General features: G+C 55.1%; 20 protein-coding genes and 2 pseudogenes. 17 read left to right on the top strand and 5 right to left on the bottom strand.

Features of this window, described 5'->3' with window-relative positions:
* The first annotated feature begins 1 nt into the window (after position 1).
* The 3 genes from J7400_RS16205 (at position 2) to J7400_RS16195 (ending at position 3,231) form a co-directional block, all read left to right on the top strand.
* Entirely contained in the window at positions 2-1,291 is a 1,290-nt protein-coding gene (locus tag J7400_RS16205; RefSeq protein ID WP_209065130.1) for an ABC transporter permease, read from the top strand.
* Between the two features lie 83 nt (positions 1,292-1,374).
* Entirely contained in the window at positions 1,375-2,331 is a 957-nt protein-coding gene (locus J7400_RS16200) for a substrate-binding domain-containing protein (RefSeq protein WP_209065129.1), read from the top strand.
* Positions 2,332-2,433: 102 nt separating this feature from the next.
* Positions 2,434-3,231, top strand: a complete 798-nt coding sequence (locus tag J7400_RS16195; RefSeq protein WP_209065128.1) for a helix-turn-helix domain-containing protein — start codon at positions 2,434-2,436, stop codon at positions 3,229-3,231.
* A 208-nt stretch (positions 3,232-3,439) separates the two neighbouring features.
* Here J7400_RS16195 and J7400_RS16190 read toward each other — a convergent pair whose 3' ends face one another.
* From J7400_RS16190 to J7400_RS16175, 4 genes are all read right to left on the bottom strand, one after another.
* Positions 3,440-4,318, bottom strand: a complete 879-nt coding sequence (locus J7400_RS16190; RefSeq protein ID WP_209065127.1) for an SGNH/GDSL hydrolase family protein — start codon at positions 4,316-4,318, stop codon at positions 3,440-3,442.
* A 28-nt stretch (positions 4,319-4,346) separates the two neighbouring features.
* On the bottom strand, positions 4,347-5,276 hold the full coding sequence (locus J7400_RS16185) for an SGNH/GDSL hydrolase family protein (RefSeq protein WP_209065126.1): 930 nt from the start codon (positions 5,274-5,276) through the stop codon (positions 4,347-4,349).
* A 242-nt stretch (positions 5,277-5,518) separates the two neighbouring features.
* Complete coding sequence (locus tag J7400_RS16180; RefSeq protein WP_209065125.1) at positions 5,519-7,630, bottom strand: methyl-accepting chemotaxis protein; 2,112 nt, start codon at positions 7,628-7,630, stop codon at positions 5,519-5,521.
* A gap of 240 nt (positions 7,631-7,870) precedes the next feature.
* A complete protein-coding gene (locus tag J7400_RS16175; RefSeq protein WP_209065124.1) occupies positions 7,871-8,779 on the bottom strand; it encodes a LysR family transcriptional regulator in 909 nt (302 codons plus the stop codon).
* 343 nt (positions 8,780-9,122) lie between these two features.
* On the opposite strand from J7400_RS16175, the gene J7400_RS16170 reads away from it, so the two are divergent.
* From J7400_RS16170 to J7400_RS16115, 14 genes and pseudogenes are all read left to right on the top strand, one after another.
* On the top strand, positions 9,123-10,139 hold the full coding sequence (locus J7400_RS16170; protein WP_247738880.1) for an extracellular solute-binding protein: 1,017 nt from the start codon (positions 9,123-9,125) through the stop codon (positions 10,137-10,139).
* Positions 10,140-10,205: 66 nt separating this feature from the next.
* Positions 10,206-11,312, top strand: coding sequence for an ABC transporter ATP-binding protein (locus J7400_RS16165; protein WP_209065123.1), 1,107 nt, complete (start codon positions 10,206-10,208; stop codon positions 11,310-11,312).
* 3 nt (positions 11,313-11,315) lie between these two features.
* On the top strand, positions 11,316-12,182 hold the full coding sequence (locus J7400_RS16160; RefSeq protein ID WP_209065122.1) for an ABC transporter permease: 867 nt from the start codon (positions 11,316-11,318) through the stop codon (positions 12,180-12,182).
* Positions 12,179-13,036 (top strand): ABC transporter permease, encoded by an 858-nt coding sequence (locus J7400_RS16155; protein ID WP_209065121.1) that lies wholly within the window; start codon positions 12,179-12,181, stop codon positions 13,034-13,036. The genes J7400_RS16160 and J7400_RS16155 overlap by 4 nt, the downstream gene beginning before the upstream one ends.
* Positions 13,037-13,237: 201 nt before the next feature.
* Positions 13,238-14,413 (top strand): annotated as a pseudogene (locus J7400_RS16150) (substrate-binding domain-containing protein).
* Positions 14,414-14,481: 68 nt separating this feature from the next.
* Positions 14,482-15,248: pseudogene (locus J7400_RS16145) on the top strand (ATP-binding cassette domain-containing protein).
* A gap of 99 nt (positions 15,249-15,347) precedes the next feature.
* Positions 15,348-15,590: an ATP-binding cassette domain-containing protein gene (locus J7400_RS21415; RefSeq protein WP_348540186.1), complete on the top strand. Its 243-nt coding sequence runs from the start codon at positions 15,348-15,350 to the stop codon at positions 15,588-15,590.
* A 75-nt stretch (positions 15,591-15,665) separates the two neighbouring features.
* Positions 15,666-15,860: a hypothetical protein gene (locus tag J7400_RS21410; RefSeq protein WP_348540185.1), complete on the top strand. Its 195-nt coding sequence runs from the start codon at positions 15,666-15,668 to the stop codon at positions 15,858-15,860.
* 32 nt (positions 15,861-15,892) lie between these two features.
* Positions 15,893-16,309 carry a hypothetical protein gene (locus J7400_RS21225; RefSeq protein WP_247738860.1) on the top strand — a complete coding sequence of 139 codons (417 nt, stop codon included), beginning with the start codon at positions 15,893-15,895 and terminating at the stop codon, positions 16,307-16,309.
* A 187-nt stretch (positions 16,310-16,496) separates the two neighbouring features.
* Positions 16,497-17,093 (top strand): alpha/beta hydrolase, encoded by a 597-nt coding sequence (locus J7400_RS16130; protein WP_247738859.1) that lies wholly within the window; start codon positions 16,497-16,499, stop codon positions 17,091-17,093.
* Between the two features lie 171 nt (positions 17,094-17,264).
* Positions 17,265-17,723, top strand: coding sequence for a hypothetical protein (locus J7400_RS21220; protein ID WP_247738858.1), 459 nt, complete (start codon positions 17,265-17,267; stop codon positions 17,721-17,723).
* 5 nt (positions 17,724-17,728) lie between these two features.
* Positions 17,729-18,037, top strand: a complete 309-nt coding sequence (locus J7400_RS21215; protein WP_247738857.1) for a hypothetical protein — start codon at positions 17,729-17,731, stop codon at positions 18,035-18,037.
* Positions 17,926-19,209 carry an AMP-binding protein gene (locus J7400_RS16120; RefSeq protein WP_348540189.1) on the top strand — a complete coding sequence of 428 codons (1,284 nt, stop codon included), beginning with the start codon at positions 17,926-17,928 and terminating at the stop codon, positions 19,207-19,209. The genes J7400_RS21215 and J7400_RS16120 overlap by 112 nt, the downstream gene beginning before the upstream one ends.
* Positions 19,202-19,558, top strand: coding sequence for a MaoC family dehydratase (locus tag J7400_RS16115; RefSeq protein WP_209065120.1), 357 nt, complete (start codon positions 19,202-19,204; stop codon positions 19,556-19,558). Before J7400_RS16120 ends, J7400_RS16115 begins: the two co-directional genes overlap by 8 nt.
* Positions 19,559-19,983: 425 nt before the next feature.
* Here J7400_RS16115 and J7400_RS16110 read toward each other — a convergent pair whose 3' ends face one another.
* Positions 19,984-21,747, bottom strand: coding sequence for a PQQ-dependent methanol/ethanol family dehydrogenase (locus tag J7400_RS16110; protein ID WP_209065119.1), 1,764 nt, complete (start codon positions 21,745-21,747; stop codon positions 19,984-19,986).
* Positions 21,748-21,800 lie beyond the last annotated feature (53 nt).

Below are 21,800 nucleotides of genomic sequence, written 5' to 3'. Positions count from 1 at the left end.
CATGAGTATGACAGACGCCCGACCACCCGCTGCCTCCAAATCTGGCTCTGGCCATAAGGCTGACCGCAACTGGTTGTTGCAGATTTTGGACAAAACCAAGCTCTATTGGGGGCTGGTCGCACTAATTGTCTTTGGTGCGTTGACCTCGCCGCTTTCGTCAAAGGGTAACAATATCTTTCTGTCGATAGGGAATCTGACAGACATTCTTCGGCAGGTCTCCGTGACAGGCATTGTGGCTGTGGGTATGACGCTGGTGATCTTCATTGCCGGGATTGACCTGTCGGTCGGCTCGATCATGGCGCTGGGGACGGTGATCTGCGCGATGTTGTTGACCCAATCGGGTTGGACCGCAGCGAGCATGTTTTCGGTACCCGCCGCAGGAGTGATCCTGTTTGTCGCTGTGGCCGCACTGATCTTCTTTGTGCAATCTCAGATGCGTGCCGCAGGCACCAAGGACCAGCCAAGTGCACCTTCCAAGTTGCCATCTATGGCGATTGGATTGGTGGTGGCGCTTGCAGCGATGTTGTGGCTGGGTTTGCAGGTAGATGACAAGTTTGGCGTGATGGGTGTGCTCATTGCAGTGCCTTGTGTGGGCATCATCATGGGGACACTCAATGGCGCGCTCATTGTGTATGGTCGCCTGCAGCCGTTCATTGTGACGCTTGCAATGATGGTGGGTGCTTTGGGACTGGCGCGAGTGATCGCAGGGCAGGATACAGCGGTTTATCCGGTCTATACCGGCAGCAATGCGGTGCAGGAATTTGACGTGCTGCGTAGCTTGCTATGGGGCGTGGTGCCGGTGCCCGGGCTGTTCTTTCTCGCAATCCTTGCAATATTCTTTGTGCTGACTCGGTTCACCACCTTTGGCAGCTATTTGCTGGCAATCGGGGGCAATGCGGAAGCCGCGCGTCTGGCCGGGATCAATGTAAAGCGCAATACGATTGTGACCTATGCAATTGCGGGTGGGTTGTCGGCACTGGCGGGCATCCTCTATGTGGCGCAGTTCCGCCAGGGGAAACCTGATGCCGGGCTTGGATTGGAACTCGATGCGATTGCAGCGGTGGTGATTGGTGGAACCAGCCTGATGGGGGGCAGAGGCGCGATTTTGGGCACCTTTGTAGGTGTGCTCATCTTTGGCTTCCTAAGCAATATTTTGCAGCTCAACAACATCGACAGCAACACCCAGCTTATTCTGAAAGGTGTGATCATTATTGCCGCCGTCCTGTTGCAGGAAGGCCGGATAGAAGAATTCCTCTCTGCGGTGAAACGCAAGATCCGTGGAGAGAAATAGCCCTGACCTCGCAGTTTGGAGGACCGGAGATCAGGGCATTTGCCAAACAGCCAAATGGCTGAAACATGACAAGGGAGAAGATTATGCAAAGAAGAACTTTCGGCAAGAGCCTTTGTGTGGCTGCACTCGCACTCACAACCAGCGCAACGGCCCTGCTGGCGGCGGACAACTACGTTATCGGGTTTTCGCAGGTAACAACTGTTGAGCCATGGCGTGTGCAGTTTAACAAAGACCTGCGGGCAGAAGCGGCGCTGCATGATAATGTGGAGTTGTTGATTGCCGATGCCAATGACCGCACCGAGAAGCAGGTGGCGGATGTAGAAAACTTCATCCGTCAGGAGGTGGACGCGATCCTGATTTCTCCGAAGGAATCTGCAGGTCTGACCGGTGTTGTTGAGCAAGCCACCGACGCGGGAATTCCTGTGTTTGTGCTGGACCGCAATGTAGATACTGACAAGTTTGTGCAGTGGGTTGGCGGCGACAACGAGCTGATCGGTCGCGCCGCAGGCCAGTTCGCGCTTGAGAAACTCGGCGGAGCGGGCAGCGCATCTGGCACCATCGTTGAAATCTGGGGTGGTTTGGGTACTCAGGCGGCGCATGACCGCGCCAACGGTTTCCATGAGGCTTTTGAGGGTGAGGATGGTGTGACGTTCCTGCTGGATCAGCAATCCGGCGATTGGAAGCAGGACACGGCGTATGACATCATGTCCACGGCCCTGCGCAACTATGAAGACATCTCCATGGTTTATGGCCACAACGACCCAATGGCCTATGGCGCCTATCTGGCCGCCAAAGATGCGGGGCGCGCAGATGACATCTTGTTCATCGGTGTGGATGCGCTCCCTGGTGAAGGTGTGACATGGGTGGCCAATGGCGAACTTGCGGCAACCTTCCTCTATCCGACCCCGGGCGCAGAAGGGCTGCGTCAGGCTCTGGCATATCTGGGTGGTGCGAGCGTTGAGAAGTCCGTGGTTATGGGGACAGAAGCTGTAACGTCAGAAAATGCGGATGATATTCTCAAGCGTAATGGCTTGAAGTGATCCCAGTGCGACCCTTGCCCTCCCCCAAGGGTCGACAACAGCTGCGCAGGAGCTTAAGCCTCCTGCGCAACTTGCTTTAAATTCCAGAGCTTAGCGATCCTCTTGACCGAACCGATCACAAGACTTCAGAAATACTCTGCACCTGCCCTTGAGAAAGGGTTGGATATTTTGGAGCTGTTGTCACTGAGGCCAGGGGTGGCGCTGACCCATGCGGATATCGCCAAAGGGATTGGCCGGTCTAAAAACGAAATCTTCCGGATGATGGTGGTCTTGGAGGAGCGCGGCTATATACGGCGTGGTGAAGGGGATGTTTTCTTTCTAACACCGAAGCTCGGCGAGCTTGGCGGCGCGCGCAACCCGACGGGGCAAATGATCGAGATTGCCCGACCTTTCATGGCGCAACTGTCCCAGAAAACGGAGCAATCCAATCATCTTTGGATCGTTGATGAGAACAAAATGCGTGTGGGTGCCGCTGCTCGGGCTGCCGGATCCTATAGCCTTGCCTTAGGCGAAGGTGTTCAAGCACCGATGTTTGGCGCCTCTGCCGGAGCATGTTTCTTAGCGGGGTTGCCAAGTCGCGAGGCCCGCTTTGATCTGCTCGTGCAGATGGAAGAGTTTGTCAGCGAGGATGCGTTTTCAGCTTTTGATCTGGAGATCGAACGTTGCGCTGCCAATGGCGTTTGTGTGCTTTCAAATGCAGAAAATGCCGGAATCGTCGAGGTATCGGCGCCGCTCACTTCGAAAGGAAGCGCCGGTGTTGTCGGTGCGTTGAGTGTGCCGATGATACAGGGGGCAGATCGGCCCAATGAGGTCGGTGCGGTGGTGGCTGCGCTGAAAGAAACCGTGGAGGCGATCTGTGCAAAACTCACGCTTCTCGCCGTCTTTGAACGGGCGACTTGAGCGTTTTCTTGGTTTGGAGCTTCTCGAAGAAGGGTTGGGGAGGACGAGCTACAAACCTCAGATAGCAACGAGCTGAGTTTTTTTGTACTTGAATGTCCAAACTTTGCGAAGCTGACATCTATTCTATGCTTAGAATTACCGACTACTCAGGAGCTGTACAAAGCAGGCTCTAGTTTATCGATTGTTACCGGACGTGGAGCGTCTATCTTTAGCTCTGTTCTTTTGACGGTTCGATCTGGTCGAAAATCGCTGTGCAAATTTGATCCATTTCCAGTGCGAAGAAGTTCTTCGCAGCGGCAGCATTTGGATGATAGGGGTCCTTCACCATGCCGTTCTTATTGAGGCGGAAATAGTCTTTGTTTCCTTGATTGGCAGCAACTGTCTCTGGTGTGGCGCCGGGCACAAAAGAGCATCGCAGCCCAGTGGTCTTAAAAGCGTCCATAAGGTTCTTTTGCGCGCGCAAGCGCAAATCTACGATCTTTTTCTTATAGGCGGGCGCAGTGGTCATGAAAATGCAGGGCAAATCTGCTGGTAATTGCGCCTGCAAACGCTCCACATCTCTGACTGCAGCTTCCGGGCTGTTCGCCCAACGCTTTGCCGAATTGCCAAGAAACGTCATCAGGATCAGTTTCGGGTCGTAGTACCCTTCTCTCAGCATCTCCTCGAGCGGTGAGGTGCTGGGCGCGCAGAATTGATATTCTTTACCCTGGCCGATTTGCACGTATTTGTTGCCGGACTTGTTCACAAACCCATATGTTCCGGCGTTTACCTTCCATTTTGGATCCACTTTGCAGATCGTGTCTTTTGCGCGACCCGACCGTGCGGTCCAAGAGTCAATTGAGCTGGATCTGACGCCGATCACACCAACGCGCATTTCACCAAGACGTTTGAGGTGTTTCTTCTGTTCGCTATCGGGGTGACAATGTTCTTTGATGTCGCTGAAAAATTCCAGAAACGCAGGCCCCGATCCAAATGAGATTTGGCTATCGCCAATGATAAGAATTTCGGGAGACGTAAAGCTGTCAGCCATTGCTGCAGAAACGCCAATCGTGAGAGCGCCAATGGTTGCGACAATCTTCTTGATCATTGGTTTCCTCTTCCTCAGGCGAGTGGTCTTACTTCAAGACCCGAAATACCGCATCGCAAATGTCTATTGTGTTAATGTCCAAAAACGCTCGGATCGCAGCGGGTTTCGGATGGTGCGGATCCTTGACCTTTCCAGCATCATTTCGCCGGAAATAGACTGGTTGACCCTCTATGGCGTTGCGGGTGCGTGCGTTGAAGCCTTCCACCACTGCGCATTGTTTGCCTGCTTTCTGAAATGCGCGCGCGATTTCGGTTTGGCCTTTCATGCGCTTGTCGTTTGTTTTCTTGAGGTAAACTGGCACGCTTGAGATGAACACGCAGGGCACATCATCCGGTATTTGTTGCAGCGTCCGACGAGCGTCCTCTAAGGCGAGTTCAGGTGAATTTGCCCAGCGATCTGCGGAGTTTCCGAGAAAGGTTAGCACAAGCAGTTCCGGCGCGTAGTAGCCGTCGGCGAACATCGCTTCGAAGGCTGTCTGCTTTGGCTTGCAAAACTGGTAGGCCTTTCCTTTGCCGATTTGAATGAAAACCCGCTTGTCGTTTCCATCAATGCCGTAGGCGCCGGCGTTTACACCAAATTTTTTGTCGACATCGCAAATTGCGCCTTTGGCAGCTCCCTTGGGGGTTGTCCAGGATTGCAGAGACGTTGAGCGGACACCTATAGCTGCGGTTTTTCGGTTCCCCAGCGCGGCCAAAGCCCTTTTACGCTTGGGCGTCATCTCGCATCTTTCGGGGAGTTGTTCGAAGAACCGGAGATATTCTTTGCCTGCTCCAAAGGAGATCTGGCTGTCACCTAAGACCAATATGTCGGGTTGGGCGGTGGCTTGCAGGGCACTAAGGGCGCATATGGCGAGCAGCCAGGTTCGGAAAACTGATGATTTAAGTGACGTCACACGGCTACCTATTTCGCACTGCCATTTATGGGATGGCTTGGTCTGCGCGGTATACTGCGACATCATGTAAAGTAATGCTATTCAAAATCTGGTTAGCGATTTGAGGGGAGGGTGCCGACAGTCCTTCTAGGAATTTCAGCAGGAGAAAGCGTTAAGTAACGTGGGTTGCACGCTAAGCTCCTAGGGGTAACTTTCGATTTGAAAATCAACGTGCTGTCCGCTTGGCGGCCCGCTCGCAACGAAGTCCTGTAGTTTCTGCGCAGCCTAAAAACGGCTACGCAGGATGGGGCAAGCGTGATCTCGGACGATTATGCGGCTTCTTCTTGAGTAGAGCCGATTTCTTTGCCGTACTTCAGCTTGAATTGAGCCACCAAACGCTCGAGTTCATTGGCTTCTTCTTTAAGGGTTGCGCAGGTGTCGCTGACATCTTGGGCCATCACCGCATTTCTCTGTGTCGCCTCTTCTAGCTGTGAGACGCCCGTATTGATTTCGCCCAGGGTTTCGGCCTGCTGTGCCGTGCCTTCAGCCATGTTGGAGACCAAAGAAGACACATGACTGACCCGGTTGACGATGACTTCGAGAGCTTCGCCGGTTTCATTCACCAAACCTACGCCATTGCTTACGCTCGTGGTGCTTTCACCGATCAGCTCTTGGATTTCACGTGCGGCGTCAGAGGATTTTTGCGCCAATGCACGCACTTCTGAGGCTACAACTGCAAATCCGCTTCCGGCATCTCCAGCTCTTGCTGCTTCAACCCCGGCGTTCAGCGCCAGCAGGTTCGTTTGAAAGGCGATGTCGTCAATCACACTGATGATTTGAGCAATCTGGCTTGAGGATTCTGATATCTTGGCCATAGCGTTTACCGCCTCTTTGACCACTTTGCCGCTTTCAGTTGCGTCTGTTTTTGCAGAATTCGTGGTATCTTGAACATCTCGCGCGCCTGACGCCGCAGATTGAACGCTTGTGGTGATGCCTTCCAGTGCCAAGGCCGTTTGTTCAATTGTGCTGGCCTGATTTTCAGTGCGGCGCGACAGATCTTCGGAGGATTGGCTGAACTTGATGGTGCCCGAGCGAATGCTGGATGTCACTTCAACAACATTGACGAGTGTTTCATTCAACTTACCGACAGTCTTGTTGAAGTCTGTGCGCAGGCCTTCGTATTCTTCCGGGAAAGGCTTTTCGAAGAAATGTGCCAGATTGCCATCTGCCATCTCTCCGAGGCCCTGGCGAATTTCGCCGACCACATAATCCTGTTCCGATTTAAGACGTTCTTGTTCCGCCTTCAACGCCTCTGCGTCGCGCCGCATTTGCAATGTATCTTGCTTGAAGTGATAGACCGCTTTGGCCATTTTGCTGAGTTCGTCTTTGCCTTCGATGCCTTCGACGAACACTTCGAAATTGCCGCTGGTGAATTCATTGATGACTGAAATCAGGTATTTAATCCGAGCAACCATGCGCTCAAAGGAGAAGATCGCGAACGATAGAACCAGCACGGTCACAGCGGATCCGAGCCACATCAGCCTGTAAAAACTTGCATCAGCTTCTGCTTCAATTTGCTGAGTCAATTCGGCAACATCCGCAACAAAGGCGAGTTCTTGGGATCGGAGTTGGTTGATCCAAGCTGTGGAGATCTTGAACCATTCGGGTGCGGTGAGGTTTCCGTAGTTCTGTGCTTCATATCCAGAGCGGATTATCTCTCGCGCAGACTGCACAGCTTTGTATTCACTGGTGGCTTTGAGCCCTTCGAGCCACGCGGGCTCGTCCAGCGCGCCGGCAGTTTCGCCAATCAAGGCCATCTGAGCGCCACCCAAATAGATAAAACGGTCATGCACAACCGTTGAGAAGCCGCCGCCCAGTCCCGTAGCGCCCATGGCGCGCTCCAGGCCGGCATTCTCTTTGGCTGAGCCAATCAAGGCACGTGCGCTCAGTAAGGCTTGGACCCTGCTGTCTTTGTCTTGAATGCCTGATGGCCGAGAGAATTCAATCAAGTTATTGATCGTCGCTGTATAGAACTTCGCCATTTCGGGGACAGAAAGTTCAAGGGCGTCGACCCGCTCCCTCATGCCGTTCAGCTGCGAGAGCTGTTTTTCGATATCTTCAAGACGTCCTGGTCGTTGCGTCGCGAGAAGGGAGATCCCTTGCTGGAACTGATTAAGGGTTTGCAGAGTCAGAATGCGCTGCTCAGTGAGCTCGCTAGGGAAGTTGGCACCTTTCGAGGCTATAAAGCCAGCGGAATACCCACGCTCCTTTTGAAGCTCATGAATCACCTCTCCAACAACAGCGCCCTCATTTGCCCGTAAGGTGGTATCGTGAGCGCTTTCCACGAAGGCTTTCTGTCGAGTGATGTCGTCAAACATCAAAAAACCCGCGAGGGCGAAAATTGGGCCGATCACAAGCAGCATAACAACGCGCAGTTTCATAAGAGGAGCCTATTCTCTAATAATCACACTTATTGGTTGATAGCAGAGTGGGATTTAAATTTGTCTGAAGCTCCCACTCAGACAAGGTAAGATTCGAAGAAAATGCATGATTGTCGCGCGCAACCCTTACGGACATGTCGGGTTTGTTTCGTAGGTAGAGGCCTCATGCGGGGAAGGTTATATGGTCGCCATTGCCGCGAGTTGGATGCGAGCGTGAGAGGCGCTGATCGACCTTACTCATTAGCACACCGAGAAGGGTTGCAAGCTCTTCTCAAAGTTGGACAAGAATTCCAGAGTAAGAACGGATGTGGCTTTGTGATTTGGCCAGATCAGCGAAAGTTGATGGGTGAGATTGGCCGAGTAGGGTCGATAAGAGACGCCGCGGCCGACGTATTCTCGCGCATCAAGTTCGCTCAATACGGAGACACAAACCCCCTTCGCTGCAAGCTCGCAGGCGCAGGTGAACTGTCGGGTCTCAATAAAACTGTCCATTGGGACGTCTTGGCTCTTTAGAGATTCGCGTAGACGTAAATAGAACTCACTACCTATGCGGTCGTGGGCGATACGTTCTCCGGCAAGGTCGCTGGGGGTCACTACATCCAGTTGTTCAAGTCGGTGGCCTTCCGGAAATACACAGACGCAACGGATCGGGATGGTTTTGCTGTTGAGGGCATGGTGGGTGCGAAAGGTGTCGGTGATCCCGCAGTCGTATTGCTCCCCAATCACCCAATCCAAGATGCGCTCTGGTCTGTCTGGCTCGATTGTCACGGTGACATCTGGTCGAGCTTTGAGGAAGTCTGCAATCACCGAGGGCAGATGGCTCGTGGAAAACCCCGGTAGACAAGCCACCTTGAGATGGCCGCTGGTGCCGCCCTGAACGTTGTGGCCCAGACTGCGAATTTGCTCCATCGAGCTGAAAATGCGTTCAATTTCCGGTAGCAAATATTGTGCCTCTCGCGTGAGCACCATCCTGCGCCCCGATCGTTTGAAGAGCGGATAGCCCAGCTCTTTAGAGAGGTCTGAGAGCAATCTGCTGACGGCCGGTTGAGATATGTTCATGGCCTTGGCTGTGAGGCTGATGGTGCCACTTTCACCCAGCAAGCCCAGGGCCTGCAATTGTCGAATGCGCAGTGGCTCGATGGCGCTCATGAGGTTGGCTTTCTCTTTTGGCTTTGACGCGGAATTGCTACTATAACTTTATGCTATATGTAACAGAAATAATAATGTTGAATTATAGATCTAGCTGCGGCACGTTTTGCCCGTCCAGTCAGGTGTCGGCGTGATTCACACCTGAGGCGTATTAAGGGAGTGCAACGCGTTCACACGGGCTGTTGGTTTGGGTCGGCATGACACAATGCTGATGCGCTAAGAGAAGGTCGGTGAAAGACCGCAACACGTTGGTACCTCGCTAGCAACACAGGGAAATGACATGATGTTTGATAACTTTGGAAAATTTGGAGCCGTCGCCTTTACCGCGACCGCCATCTATACAATGCCAATTGCAGCCGGTGCTGACACGCTGCGCCTGCTGACCTGGGGCGGCTATGCACCAGAAGAGGTGATCGCGAAATTTGAAGCCGAGACCGGCCACACCGTTGAGGTGACCACCTCCAACAACGAAGAAATGATCGCAAAACTGCGCGCCACCAACGGCGGCGGCTTTGATCTGGCGCAGCCAAGCCAAGACCGCATTACTAGCGCGCAGGAAGAGTTTGGCATCTACAAACCCATCGACATGTCGCGCATCGAAGCAGACCTGTTCATCCCGTCCATGCTGTCCGCCACCGCAGACAACACCACCTTTGACGGCGAAGTCTATGGTCTGCCACATGTCTGGGGCACCAGCGGTCTGGTTGTAAACACCGCCAAAGCGGGCGACGTGACCGACTATGTTGATCTCTGCGAAGCTTCCGTAGCAGGCAAAGTCTCCTACCGCCTGAAGCGCCCGACCCTGATCGGCTTTGCCTATTCCATGGGCCTTGATCCCTTTGGTGCCTATGGCGATGCAGACGCCTATCAGGAGATCCTGGATCAGGTCGAAGCCAAGCTGATCGACTGTAAGCCAAACGTCAAAACCTACTGGGGTGGCGGCGATGAAATCAAACAGCTGCTGCGCTCCGGCGAAGTGGTCGCCTCCATGGCCTGGGACACCGGCGGATGGCAGTTGAACGCGGATGACGCGGACATCACCTTTGTTGCCCCAGAAGCTGGTGCGCTTGGCTGGATCGACACTTTTGTGCTGCCCGCGCGTGGCCGTGCGGATGACGCAGCATACGATTGGATCAACTTTGTGATGCGTCCTGACATCGCCGCAATGATCACCAACACCGCGGGCAACTTCACCGCGGCTGTGGACGGCGACGCGGGCGTGAACGCCGACCTGAAAGCGCGCTATCAGGGCAGCTTTGATCAGGCCGCCATCGACAACATCAAATGGTACCCGCCTGTGCCAGCCGGTCTTGAAGCGCTGGAAGGCGCCACTCTGGATCGCGTGAACGCAGCCAAGTAAACCATTCTAAATCCAAGCAAAGGGTGCCCCTTGTGGGCGCCCTTTCACCAATTTTGAGGCCCCCAAGTGAGCAACAGCACCCCCGATCTTTCCTGCAGCAATCTGGTGAAAGATTTCACCGATTTCCGCGCCGTTGATGGCATCAGCTTTGATGTGCCCAAAGGATCGTTCTTTTCCATCCTCGGCCCCTCTGGCTGCGGCAAGACCACGCTGCTGCGCATGATCGCGGGGTTCCAGTCACCCACCAGTGGGGATTTGCGGATCAAAGACACCTCCATGATTGGCGTACCGCCCAACAAACGCCCGGTGTCGATGGTGTTTCAACACCTCGCGCTCTTCCCGACGATGAACATCGGCGACAATGTGGGCTTTGGGCTGCGCCAGCGCGGTGTCGGCAAAAAAGAGATTGGCAAGCGGGTGGATGAGGCGCTGGAGCGCGTCGGGCTTCCCGGTGTGTCCAAACGCCGTGTTGATCAGCTCTCTGGTGGCCAGAAACAGCGCGTGGCGATTGCCCGCTGTATGGTGCTGGAGCCGGATGTTTTGCTGCTGGATGAACCGCTTGGCGCGCTCGATCTGAAGCTGCGCGAACATATGAAAGTAGAGCTAAAGGCGCTTCAGGCCGCCTTTGACACCACCTTTGTCTACATCACCCACGACCAATCAGAGGCGCTGGTGATGAGCGACAATATCGCGGTGATGAACCATGGCCGCTTTGAGCAGATCGGCACGCCGCATGAGGTTTACCACGCACCGCAAACCGCCTTTGTGGCGGGGTTTGTGGGCGAGGCCAACAAGCTTACCGCAAAAGTGACCGCCACAAATGGCGCCATGCTGTCGCTTGTGACCGAGGCAGGTAGCGAGGTGCAGGTTTCTGCGCTCAGCGCCGGGTTGGCCGTTGGCGAAAAGGCGCAAATCTTCTTGCGGCCCGAAGCCATTGACCTTTTACCGCTCGGCTCTGAGCAGGCCGCTGGCAGCAATGCCACCGAAGCGGTGGTGGAAACCGTTCTGTTTAATGGCGCGAACAGCACCGTCTCCCTGCGTGATACCGCAGGCGGTGTGATCAGCGCGGCGCTGCCACAAACCGGCGCGCTGGCGAACCTGAAAAAAGGTGACCGCCTGATGACAAGCTGGAGCGCTGAACAGGCGCGGTGCTATGCCGCCGGGGAGGTCTAAGCCATGAGTTCTGACGCCTCCCGGCTTGGGTTCTACCTCTTGCTGGCTCCCATCATGTTATGGTTGGTCCTGCTGATCATCCTGCCCCATGTTGGGCTTTTCATTGTGTCGATCAGCGAGAAAGTCGGCCCGCGCGAATATGAATATGGGCTTGGCAACTATGCCGCTTTCTTTGGCGAGCCGCTTTATTGGCGCACCTTTGCGCGCACGGCGATCATGTCGATCCTCGCCACCGCGCTGACGCTGATCTTGGGCTTTCCGATTGCCTATTACATCGCAAAACTCACCAAAGGGCGCACCAAAACCACGCTGTTTTTGATGTGTATGATCCCCTTCTGGGTGTCAGAACTGGTGCGCACCTTTGGCTGGATGATCCTGCTGCGCGAAACAGGCGTGTTCTCCAACCTGCTGCAATCGCTAGGTTTGGCAAGCGGTGGGGTTGAGATGCTCTATAACGATGCCGCCATCATGGTCGGTCTGGTTTACACCTCCATCCTCTTTATGGTGGTGCCGCTGGTGACCACGCTGGACAGTCTCGACGACAGCCTTATTGAGGCTGGCTATGACCTTGGCGCCAACAGCAGCGCCATCATGCGCGAGATCGTCATCCCCCACGCCATGCCCGGCATCGTGTCAGGCTGCATCGTGGTGTTCATGCTGTCACTCGGCAATTACCTCACCCCGATCCTGCTGGGGGGCAAAGACAGCCTGTGGTTCACCGGCATGATCTACACCCAGTTCATCACCCGCTTTAACTGGGAACTGGGCGCGGCCTTTGGCTTCCTGCTGCTGGGCCTGTCCTCGCTGGTGGTGTTTGTTGGCCTGAAGCTATCCGGCCAGTCGCTTTCTGAAACGATGGGGCGGTCATGATTCCAACAATTTCCCAATCCCGCTTCACCCTCTGGGCCTACCGTGCTTATGTAGCGCTGTTCTTTGTCTATCTGGCCCTGCCGCTCGCCGTGGTCTGTGTCTTTGCTTTCAACAACAGCGTCTTCCCGTCGCTGCCATGGGAAGGCTTCACACTGGCGTGGTTCTTTGGCACCGAAGCGCCTTTTGTCGGCGTCTTCCATGAACGCGCCATCCTGCGCTCCATTGGCACCTCCGCCTTTGTGGCCGCATGGGTCTCTGCCCTTGCGGTCGCGGTGGGCACCTGCAACGCCTTCCTGTTTGTGCGCCACGAGTTCCGCGGCAAAGCGCTGCTTTACATGCTGATGCTTCTGCCGCTGATTATTCCCGGCGTGATCCTGGGCATTTCGATCCTTGTTTTCTCAAGCTCAATCGCCAACACGCTTGAGGACGCCACAGGGCTTTGGTTTGACGGTTTGCGCCCGGGTTTGCCGCTGGTTATACTAGGGCAGTTTTCTTTTATCACCACCTTTGCCACATTGGTGATTTCTGCCCGACTGCAGAAGTTTGACCCCAGCTTGGAGGAGGCCGCACTTAATCTTGGGGCCAGCAAGTGGGGCGCGATCCGGCAGATAACGTTGCCCTTTCTTCTGCCTGCCATTGTTGCCAGTGCTGTGGTCTCCGTGCTGATGAGCTTTGAAAACTTCAATACGACGCTGATCTTGGTTGGTTCTGACAGTCCTCTGACGATCACCATGTTTGATAAGCTCAAACAGGGCTCCACGCCGGTTCTCAACGCGGTCTCGTTGTTGCTTATAGTGGCGTCGGCAATTCTGGGCCTCTTGTCATTGGCCTTCCAAAAGCGAGACGATCGCTGATGTACCCGCCTAACGAAAGATAATATCGTCCGATACTGGCTAGGCTGGTGCGGTATTTATTGGGGGCTTCCGCTATCGGAGAGCCCCCCTTTTTCGTTTCTTGTTTTGTCCGGTGGCACAGGTCGTTAGCATCGTTCTTGGGAGAATATTGATATGAATAATGTTTCATATTTCGTAGAGGAGAAATAGGGAGGTGTTCCTATGCTGTGCTTTTTTGCGTTGACGGCGGCTGGTGCGTCGATGACGTCTGTGGCCTCTGCAGAAGTTCGGATTGCTCATGTCTAAGGCTAAATCGACCCATTTGAGGCTTATGCGGCTTAACCACACAATGGGCTGATGTTGGGGCTGGAATATGCCACCAATGGCACGATGGCGATCAACGGCGAGAAGATCGTCGTGATCAAAAAGGACACGCAGCTGAAGCCGGAAATTGGTCGGGCGCAGCTTGAAGAAGCTTATGGCGATGATGACGCGCATATTGCAGTGGGGCCAGTGAGCTCTGGCGTCGCCCTGGCGATGTTGCCGGTGGCTGAGGAATATGAGCGGTTGCCGATTGTTGAGACTGCGGTTGCCGACTCGATCACCGAGGCCAACTAGGAAACCCTATGTTTTCCGCACTGGGCGCAACTCTTCGCAGGACGCAATTGCCAATGCGGTCACGCTGGGCGGCGAAGGGGCGACCAGGGCCACACTGGCGCAAGACTATGCTTTTGGACGCGATGGCGTGGCCGCTTTCAAGAAGGCGCTGGAACCCACTGGTGCGAAGGTTGCGCATGAAGAATATGTGCCCACTGACACCACGGATTTCACCGCGGCGGCGGAGCGGATTTTCACCAAGATAGGAAATTGGAAGGTGACAAGAAGCTCTTCATCATCTGGGCCGGTGGCGGCAACCCAATGGGCAAGATCAGCGCCGTGGAACCTGAGCGCTTTGGCATTAAGAATGCGACTGGAGGCAACATCCTTGCAGCTCTGAAAGCTTACAAAGAGCAGCCAGGCATGGAAGGCGCGACCTACTACTACTATGAAATCCCAAAGAACCCTGTAAACGAAGGGCTTGTGAAGAACAATTTTGAGCGTTTTGACAGCCCGCCGGACTTTTTCACCGCGGGTGGCATGGCATCTGGCTTGGCTATTGTCGAGGCAATCAAGAAAGCCGGTGGTGCAGAAGATACCAATGCGCTGGTTGCCGACATGGAAGGCATGGCATGGGAGACCCCCAAAGGCACCATGCAATTCCGCGCTGAGGATCATCAGGCGATGCACACCATGAATCATTTCCGCACGGAAATTCAGGACGGCCAGGACTATGGCGTGCCGGTGCTCGTGCGCGAAATTGGCATGGCTGAAATGAAAATTCCGGTGCGCAACAATTAAGCGGTGGAGTATTGCCCAATCACAACACGGGGCCGCTGTGTGCCGCCCCGTGGTCAGGGGAAAGAAAGATGACCCAGACACTTTTGCAAACAGAGGCGCTGACTGGCCGCTTTGGCGGCCATGTGGCGGTGGATGCTGTTTCCTTCAGCTTTCATGTCGGAGAGCTGACCGCCATCGTGTGGCCTAATGGCGCGGTGAAGACCACCTATTTCAACTTGATTATTTCAGGGCAAATTCCGGCGAGCGCGGGCACTGTGAAGCTGATGGTCGAGGACATCACGCGCCTTGGGGCGGCGGAGCGTTGTCTTCGTGGGCTTGGAGGTGCGTTTCAGCTGACTAATCTTTTTCCGGGCTTGTCGGTTTTGGAGAATGTGCGGCTGGTGATCCAATCGCGCCCGCACAAGGGCTTTGGTCTGTTCTCGATGGAGGACAGCCACCCGGAACTGACGATTGCGGCCAAATCGATTCTGGAATGCGTGCGGCCGGATCGGCGGCAAGATCAATTGGTGTCGGAATTGTCCTGCGGGGATCAGCGCAAGCTGGAGGTTGCTTTGCTGATCGGGTTCGATCCGATGGTCTACATGTTTGATGAGCCAACTGCGGTCATGAGCGTGGATGAAACGCCAGTCATTCTGGATCTGATTGCAGAGATCAAAGTGGATCGGGAGCGCACTGTGCTGCTTATCGAGCATAAGCTTGATTTAATCCGCAGTCTCGCAGATCGGATCATTGTTTGCACAACGGCGCGTCGGCCGCAGATGGGCCTCCTGCGGAGGTAATGGCGTCATCGGTGGTACAGGAGGCCTATTTGGGGAAGGAGTTGGTGGATGTCTGATCCGATCTTTTCTCTAAACGCTGTGCACACAGATATCGCGCAGTATCACATTCTGCAGGGCGTTGATTTGGAAGTGCCAGGTGGGCAAGTGACCATGCTTTGGAGGCGCAACGGGGGGGCAAGACCACGACGCGCAAAGCGATCATTGGGCAGTGGACCGCCAAATCTGGCGATATTCTCTACGACGGACCAGACATCACCCGCCTGCCGTCCTCTAGACGGGCGCGGGCTGGGATTGGCTTTGTGCCTGAGGATATGGGCGTTTTCAGCGATATGACCGTGGAAGAATATATGGTGCTGGGCTGCACCCCTGGCCAGCTTGATCCAAAGCGCAAAGAGTAGCTGCTAACCGCTTTGCCGGCGCTTGAGAGCTTTTGGCAAAACGAGGCGGGAAACCTTTCTGGCGAGCAGAAATAGATGCTCTCCATCGCGCGGGAGACGACAGGGGATCGCGGGTTTTGTCTGATTGATGAGCCAACCAATGGTTCGGCCCCGGCGATTGTCTCGACTATGGCGCAGGCATTGCGGCAGTTGAAGGTGCAAAGAGCCTACATCCTGTTGGTCGAGCAAAATTTTCGGTGGCGAAAGCGCTGGGTGATCGAGCGGCGGTGATGGGTGACGAACGCGCCAATTGAACCGACGAGATGGCGGTACTGGCAGAAAACAAAGATCTTTTGGAAAGGCTGAGCGAGGCGACGCCGCTTCTGTTTATCCAGAAGCTGGTGGTCTTTGGCTTTGAGGCCATTGGTGTGCCATCCTCCTGGCTGAAGTTGACAGTTTCGGGCCTTGCTATGGGCATGATGATTTTTGTGATGTCCTCTGGGTTGACGCTTGTGTTTGGCGACATGGGCATGATGTACGGGGCTGTGTTGGGCGCAACGCTGTTTATTCGGGCGCAGACCTATTTGCAAAATCTGATGGGCAGCGCGTCCGAGGCCACCGCTTCCCTGCCGTTGATCCCGTATCTGTTGGACCCGGATCGCTGGCTCATGTGGCTGGGCATTCTGTTCATTCTGAGCGTCTACCGTCTTCCCGACGGGCATTGTGGATCGCCTGCGTGAACGGTGCGCATCATGAGTATTCCGGTATTATTTCTGCATGGATGGGTCATGAATGGGGCGGTGTTTGACGATGTAGCCGCGCGTCTGGGGCCAGATTTCACCTGCCATGCACCGGATTTGATAAGGGGGCGATGGCATTGCGAGACTTGAGGACTGTGGCTCAGTTGCAGAGCAGTGGGACGCGCGGTTGGATCGACCTATTCTTGTGGGCTTGTCGGTGGGAGCCGGCGCGGCGTGGCGTTATGTTACGCGACACGGCACGTCGGCTTTACGCGCGCTTGTTACCATGGACATGAGCCCGCGCATGTTGCCGGATGCGGCTTGGGATTTGGGACTGATTGGGCAGAGCGCAGAGGCGATCCTTGCAACCTCCGAGAAGATCATCCCGACCTGGCCACGGCTTTCTCAGAGTATTTCGCGCAATATGTTTGCCCGCGGCAGTACCCGGACCCTTAGCCGGGAGCCAGCACAGGCGCTTTTGCGCGTGCAAGACCCAGCCGGGTTGCGCCTGCTTTGGGGCGATCTGGTGGCGATGGATGAGCGCGAGGTGATTTCGCAGATTGATGTGCCTTATCTTGTTTTCACGGGGGCGCAGAGCCGACTTTACAGTGAGGCGGTAGCACATTGGATCACTGCAAAGGCACCGTGGGCGGCTGTGGCACGTTTTGAACACCCCGGGCATTCGCCGCATTTGGAAGAGCTAGAAACTTTTTCTGATGCCATCCGAGGTTTTGTCGCTGTTGAGGACCTGACGACACCGTTGAAATACCGAGAAGAAATCTGAAGACCAAACCAGCCAATGCACAGCCCAAAACTAAACTAGGTGTCGAGCGCCGCACCAGGATCCTTGCTGCGGCGGAGCGGATCGCTGGTGCCGCCAATCGACTTGAAGCGGAGCGCGCAGGGCTTGCGGCTTATCTTATCGTCGTGCGGTACCGCCTGATGCAGCCGCATCGTGGAGGAGGCGCGCTTTGTCGATCCGAAAGCCTACGGCGATTACTACATGGCGTTTGTGCAGGCGTATGCAGAGCAGCTTGAACAGGCGCTACAGAAGGGTAAGATTTCCGCGGGTGATGCGGAAGTGCGCGCTTGGGTCCTGATGGGGATTGCAAAGACCCTTGGGGAACGCTTCGTGCTTTGGGAGGAAAAGGTTGACATCGAACGCGTGGCAGTCGAATTGGCGCGGATTGGCCTAGTACAGGCGGCCGATGAGGCAGCCGAGGAGCGCGCGCCGGCTTTGCTGTCGGCCGTTGATACTGGCACTGCATTGGCAACAAAGGCGATGTTCTGGAACGACGCGCGCCTGGCCACCGTCCGGGCGGGACTCACCGCTGAGGCCGAAGCCTTTCACCAGTTGATTGGGCGGCAGGAAACCCTGACGCGCATGCAGAAATTTCCCCAACCAACCGGGTAAGAGCGATGTTTGATGTGATCCTAGATATGGCAACCAAACGGGCGGAGTTAAGTCCTAATGCGCTTGCATTTCATGACACCACCACAGGCCGAGACTGGACCTTTGAGCAGATCAATTCAGCGGCCAATGCGGTCGCGGCGGGATTTATTGCGCAAGGCCTGAATGAAGGGGAATCATCTGCCTTAACCGCGCGGAGTTTTTTATCACACTGTTTGCCTGTCAGAAAACTGGGATCATCCTGTGCCCACTCAATTGGCGGCAACCGATGCCGGAACTTGTCGAAACGCTGGATGGTATTGGCATCAAGCTTATAATCACGGATGCGGAATTTGAGAGCATCGCGCGTGAGGTAGCTGCAGAATGCGGCGCGGCGCTAGTAAAAATTGAAGGTGACTTCGCAGAATGGATAGAGGCCGGCTGTATACCGTTAAATGCGCCGGTTCCGATGGAGCGGCCTTGGTATCTGCTCTTCACATCTGGCACCACTGGGCTCCCGAAAACGGTGATCCAGACCGCTCGGATGGCTTGGGCAAATGCGATCAATATCGGGCAAGCCATCGATATTGCGTCCACAGATCGCGCGGTGTGTTTCCTGCCGCTGTTTCATACGGCGGGGATCAATCTCTATACACTACCTGTGTTTCTCTATGGTGGCAGTTCGACAATCCTGCCCAAATTTGAAGAACAGGGGGTGTTTGAGCTGCTGGTCTCTGACCGGATCAATCAATTTTTTGGCGTCCCCGCGGTTTATCAGGCGCTGTCGCCAATGCCCGAGGCGGGTACGTTGGATTGGGCGTCGATCCGCTGTGGTTGTGGTGGCGCGCCTTTGCCGGAACCGTTGATCCGTTTCTTTGCCGCAAAAGGCGCGAAGGTGCTGAACGGTTTGGGGATGACTGAAACCGGGCCAACGGTGTTTTTGATGGATCAGGTTCATGCGGCAAAGAAAATTGGCTCGGTGGGGCGACCGCAGAGCCTGGTCGATGTGCGGCTTGCTGGCGTGTCGGATGGCAAGACCGGTGCGGGCGAATTACAGCTGCGCGGTCCGGGTATCACGCCGGGTTGTTTTGGCAATCCGGAGGCCACTGCAAAGACTTTCACTGAGGATGGTTGGCTGGCAACGGGTGATGTCGCGCGGCGCGATGGAGACGGTTACTACTATATCGTAGACCGCATCAAAGACATGTTCATCTCAGGTGGAGAAAGCGTCTATCCGGCGGAAGTGGAGCGGGTGTTGAACGCGCGCCCAGCCATTCTGGAAACCGCAGTCGTAGGTATCGCGGATAACAAGTGGGGCGAGGTAGGGGCCGCTTTTGTGATGTCGCGCCCTCAGGAGAGACTTGAGCCGGAGACGCTGCGCCCTTGGTGCCGCGAGCGATTGGCAGGCTACAAGGTTCCTGTGCATGTCCGCATCGTGGGGGACTTCCCACGCACCGCGGCGGGCAAGGTCTGTAAACCAGACCTCAGGGAGATGTTTCACCATGATTGATCTGCTCGAACGTTGGGTACCGACGCAGGCGGAATTTGATGCCTTTACCGAAGTGTCCGGTGATGACAATGCAATCCATGTGGACCCCGACTTTTGCGCCACAACGGCCTTTGGGCGCACGGTGAGCCATGGGATGCTGATCTACAGCAATCTTTGGGGCATGCTGAAACGCTATGACCCAAAGATTGCACAGGGAAGCCAGAGCATGATGTTTCCCAACCCTGCCTTCGCGGGTGCAGCCTTGAGCCTACGGATAGTCGAAGAGAGGGCAAGGTACTTGCAAATGCGAGTGACCAGAGAAGCTGATGGCGCAGAGTGCCTGATCGGGGAGGCAGAAATCGCATGTTGAGTGTTGGGCAATCTGCCGAAATCACACGCACTTATACGCGCGATGATCTTGCGCTCTACGAGACGCCGAGTGGCGCGCAGTCAAAGTGCGTACGGGAGCCGCGGATTGCCGCTCTGTTTTCCTATTTATTAGGCCTAAAGCTACCAGGTTCTGGGACAAACTATCTGAAGCAAGAGCTAGTATTTAAAGCGCCAGCTCCACTTGAGGTCGCGTTGCAAGCCAAGGTGGAGATAACGCGCTTGCGGCCAGAAAAGCATCTTGTGGACTTGTGGGCCAGCTGCCTTACTCCGGATGGTAAGGTAATTTGCGAAGGACGAAGCCTGGTGAAGGCTAGAGATTTCGCTGGTGCATTCGCCGCGTGAACTTCTTTAAAGCAAACGGCGCGCCAAACGCGCGCCGTCTAGATTTCGTAAAGGTTTGCTTAATTAGTCCGCAGAGGCCAGTTGCTTGGGCAGGCGGAACGTCCAAAGCATGCCGCCTTGGTTCAGATAGTTCACCTTCTTGGCAACTTCTCCGCCCCAAAGTGGAACAGCGCCGCCCCAACCGGAAATGATTGAGACATATTGTTCGCCGTTTTGTTCCCATGTGACGGGCTGACCAACGATGCCGGAACCGGTTTGGAACGACCAGAGAATTTCACCTGTGGCATCATCGAAGGCGATAAATTTGCCTTCAGGAGTGCCGGTGAAGACCAACCCGCCTGCAGTGGTCATAACACCGCCCCACAACGGTGCATCGTTCTTGAATTCCCAAACCAGTTCGCCTGTATCCGGGTCGATCGCTTTCAGGCTACCGATGTGATCTTCGTAGTTGGGTTTGATCGTGAAGCCGGCGCCAAGATAGGCTGCACCTTTTTTGTAGGTGATCGGCTCATTCCAAATGTCCATTCCCCATTCATTGGAAGGCACATAGAAGTTGCCGGTATTTTGGCTAAACGCCATTGGCATCCAATTTTTTCCGCCCAAGAAAGAGGGGCTTGCGAAAATCACCTCACCTTTTTGGCCATCAGCTGCCGCGGCTGGATCGCCCGGGCGATTTTCCTCAACCCAGATCGGACGGCCGTTTTCATCAAGGCCGGATGACCAACTGATGTCCTTCACAAACGGTACACCGCGCACAAAATCGCCGTCTGCGGCATCCAGTACGTAGAAATAACCATTGCGATCTGCGGTCGCCAATCGCTGCTCACCGGCGCGATTGTCATAGGCGACAACCTCATTCACACCGTCATAGTCCCATCCCTCACGCGGGGTGGTTTGGAAGTGCCATTTGATGTCGCCAGTTGCCGGGTCGATGCCGATGCGGGAAGCTGCATAGAGGTTATCGCCAGAGCCATCGTTTTTCTGTCCGGCATCACGCAGCCAGGAGTTCCACGGCGCCGGGTTCCCCGCACCCATGATGATGGTGTCGGTGCGGGCATCATAGGACCCACCAAGCCAGGTGGCGCCACCACCCGTCTTCCACATGTCGCCGGGCCACGTGGCATTAAGTGTACCGGTCATGGTGCTTTCTTCGCCGTTGAGCGTCCCCATGTGCCCTTCGATGACAGGGCGTTCCCAAACCATCTCACCGGTTTCTGCATCCCGGGCTTGCACTGCGCCTACAATGCCAAATTCGCCACCCGAATTGCCGGTTACCACCAATCCGTTCACAATCATTGGTGCCGCAGTGTAAGAATACCCTGCCTTGTAGTCTTCGATTTTGTCGCGCCAGACCACATCACCTGTGTCTTTGTTGAGCGCCACAATGCGTGCGTCGAGTGTGCCGAAGATCACGAGGTCCTTATAGAGTGCAGCGCCGCGATTGACGACGTCACAACAAGGGAGAATACCTTCAGGGAGACGCGCATCATATTGCCAAAGCTCTTCACCGGATTCGATGTCAATTGCGTACATCCGGCTGTAGGAACCGGTGATATACATCACCCCGTCGTAGACAAGCGGCTGGGTCTCCTGCCCACGTTGCTTCTCGCCGCCGAGCGAAAATGCCCAAGCAGGGACAAGGTTCTTGACGTTGTCTTTGTTCAGAATATCCAACGGAGAATAACGCTGGAGCGCGCGCCCCATACCATTGGTGACAATCTGGTTGGTGATCGTTGAATCATTGGCGATGTCATCATCGGTCACCTCTGCTGAGGCGTAGCCGAACGAAAATACCGCAGCCGTCGTGGCCAGCAATAGACTTCTCATAATGTCCTCCCTGTAGAATGCGCTGAAACGGTCCATGCCCGCGCAAATTCTGG

The sequence above is a fragment of the Shimia sp. R9_2 genome (assembly GCF_017743735.1).
GTDB lineage: Bacteria > Pseudomonadota > Alphaproteobacteria > Rhodobacterales > Rhodobacteraceae > Shimia.
Note: the sequence above shows the minus strand (reverse complement) of the source record. Positions and strands in the feature narration are given on the sequence as shown.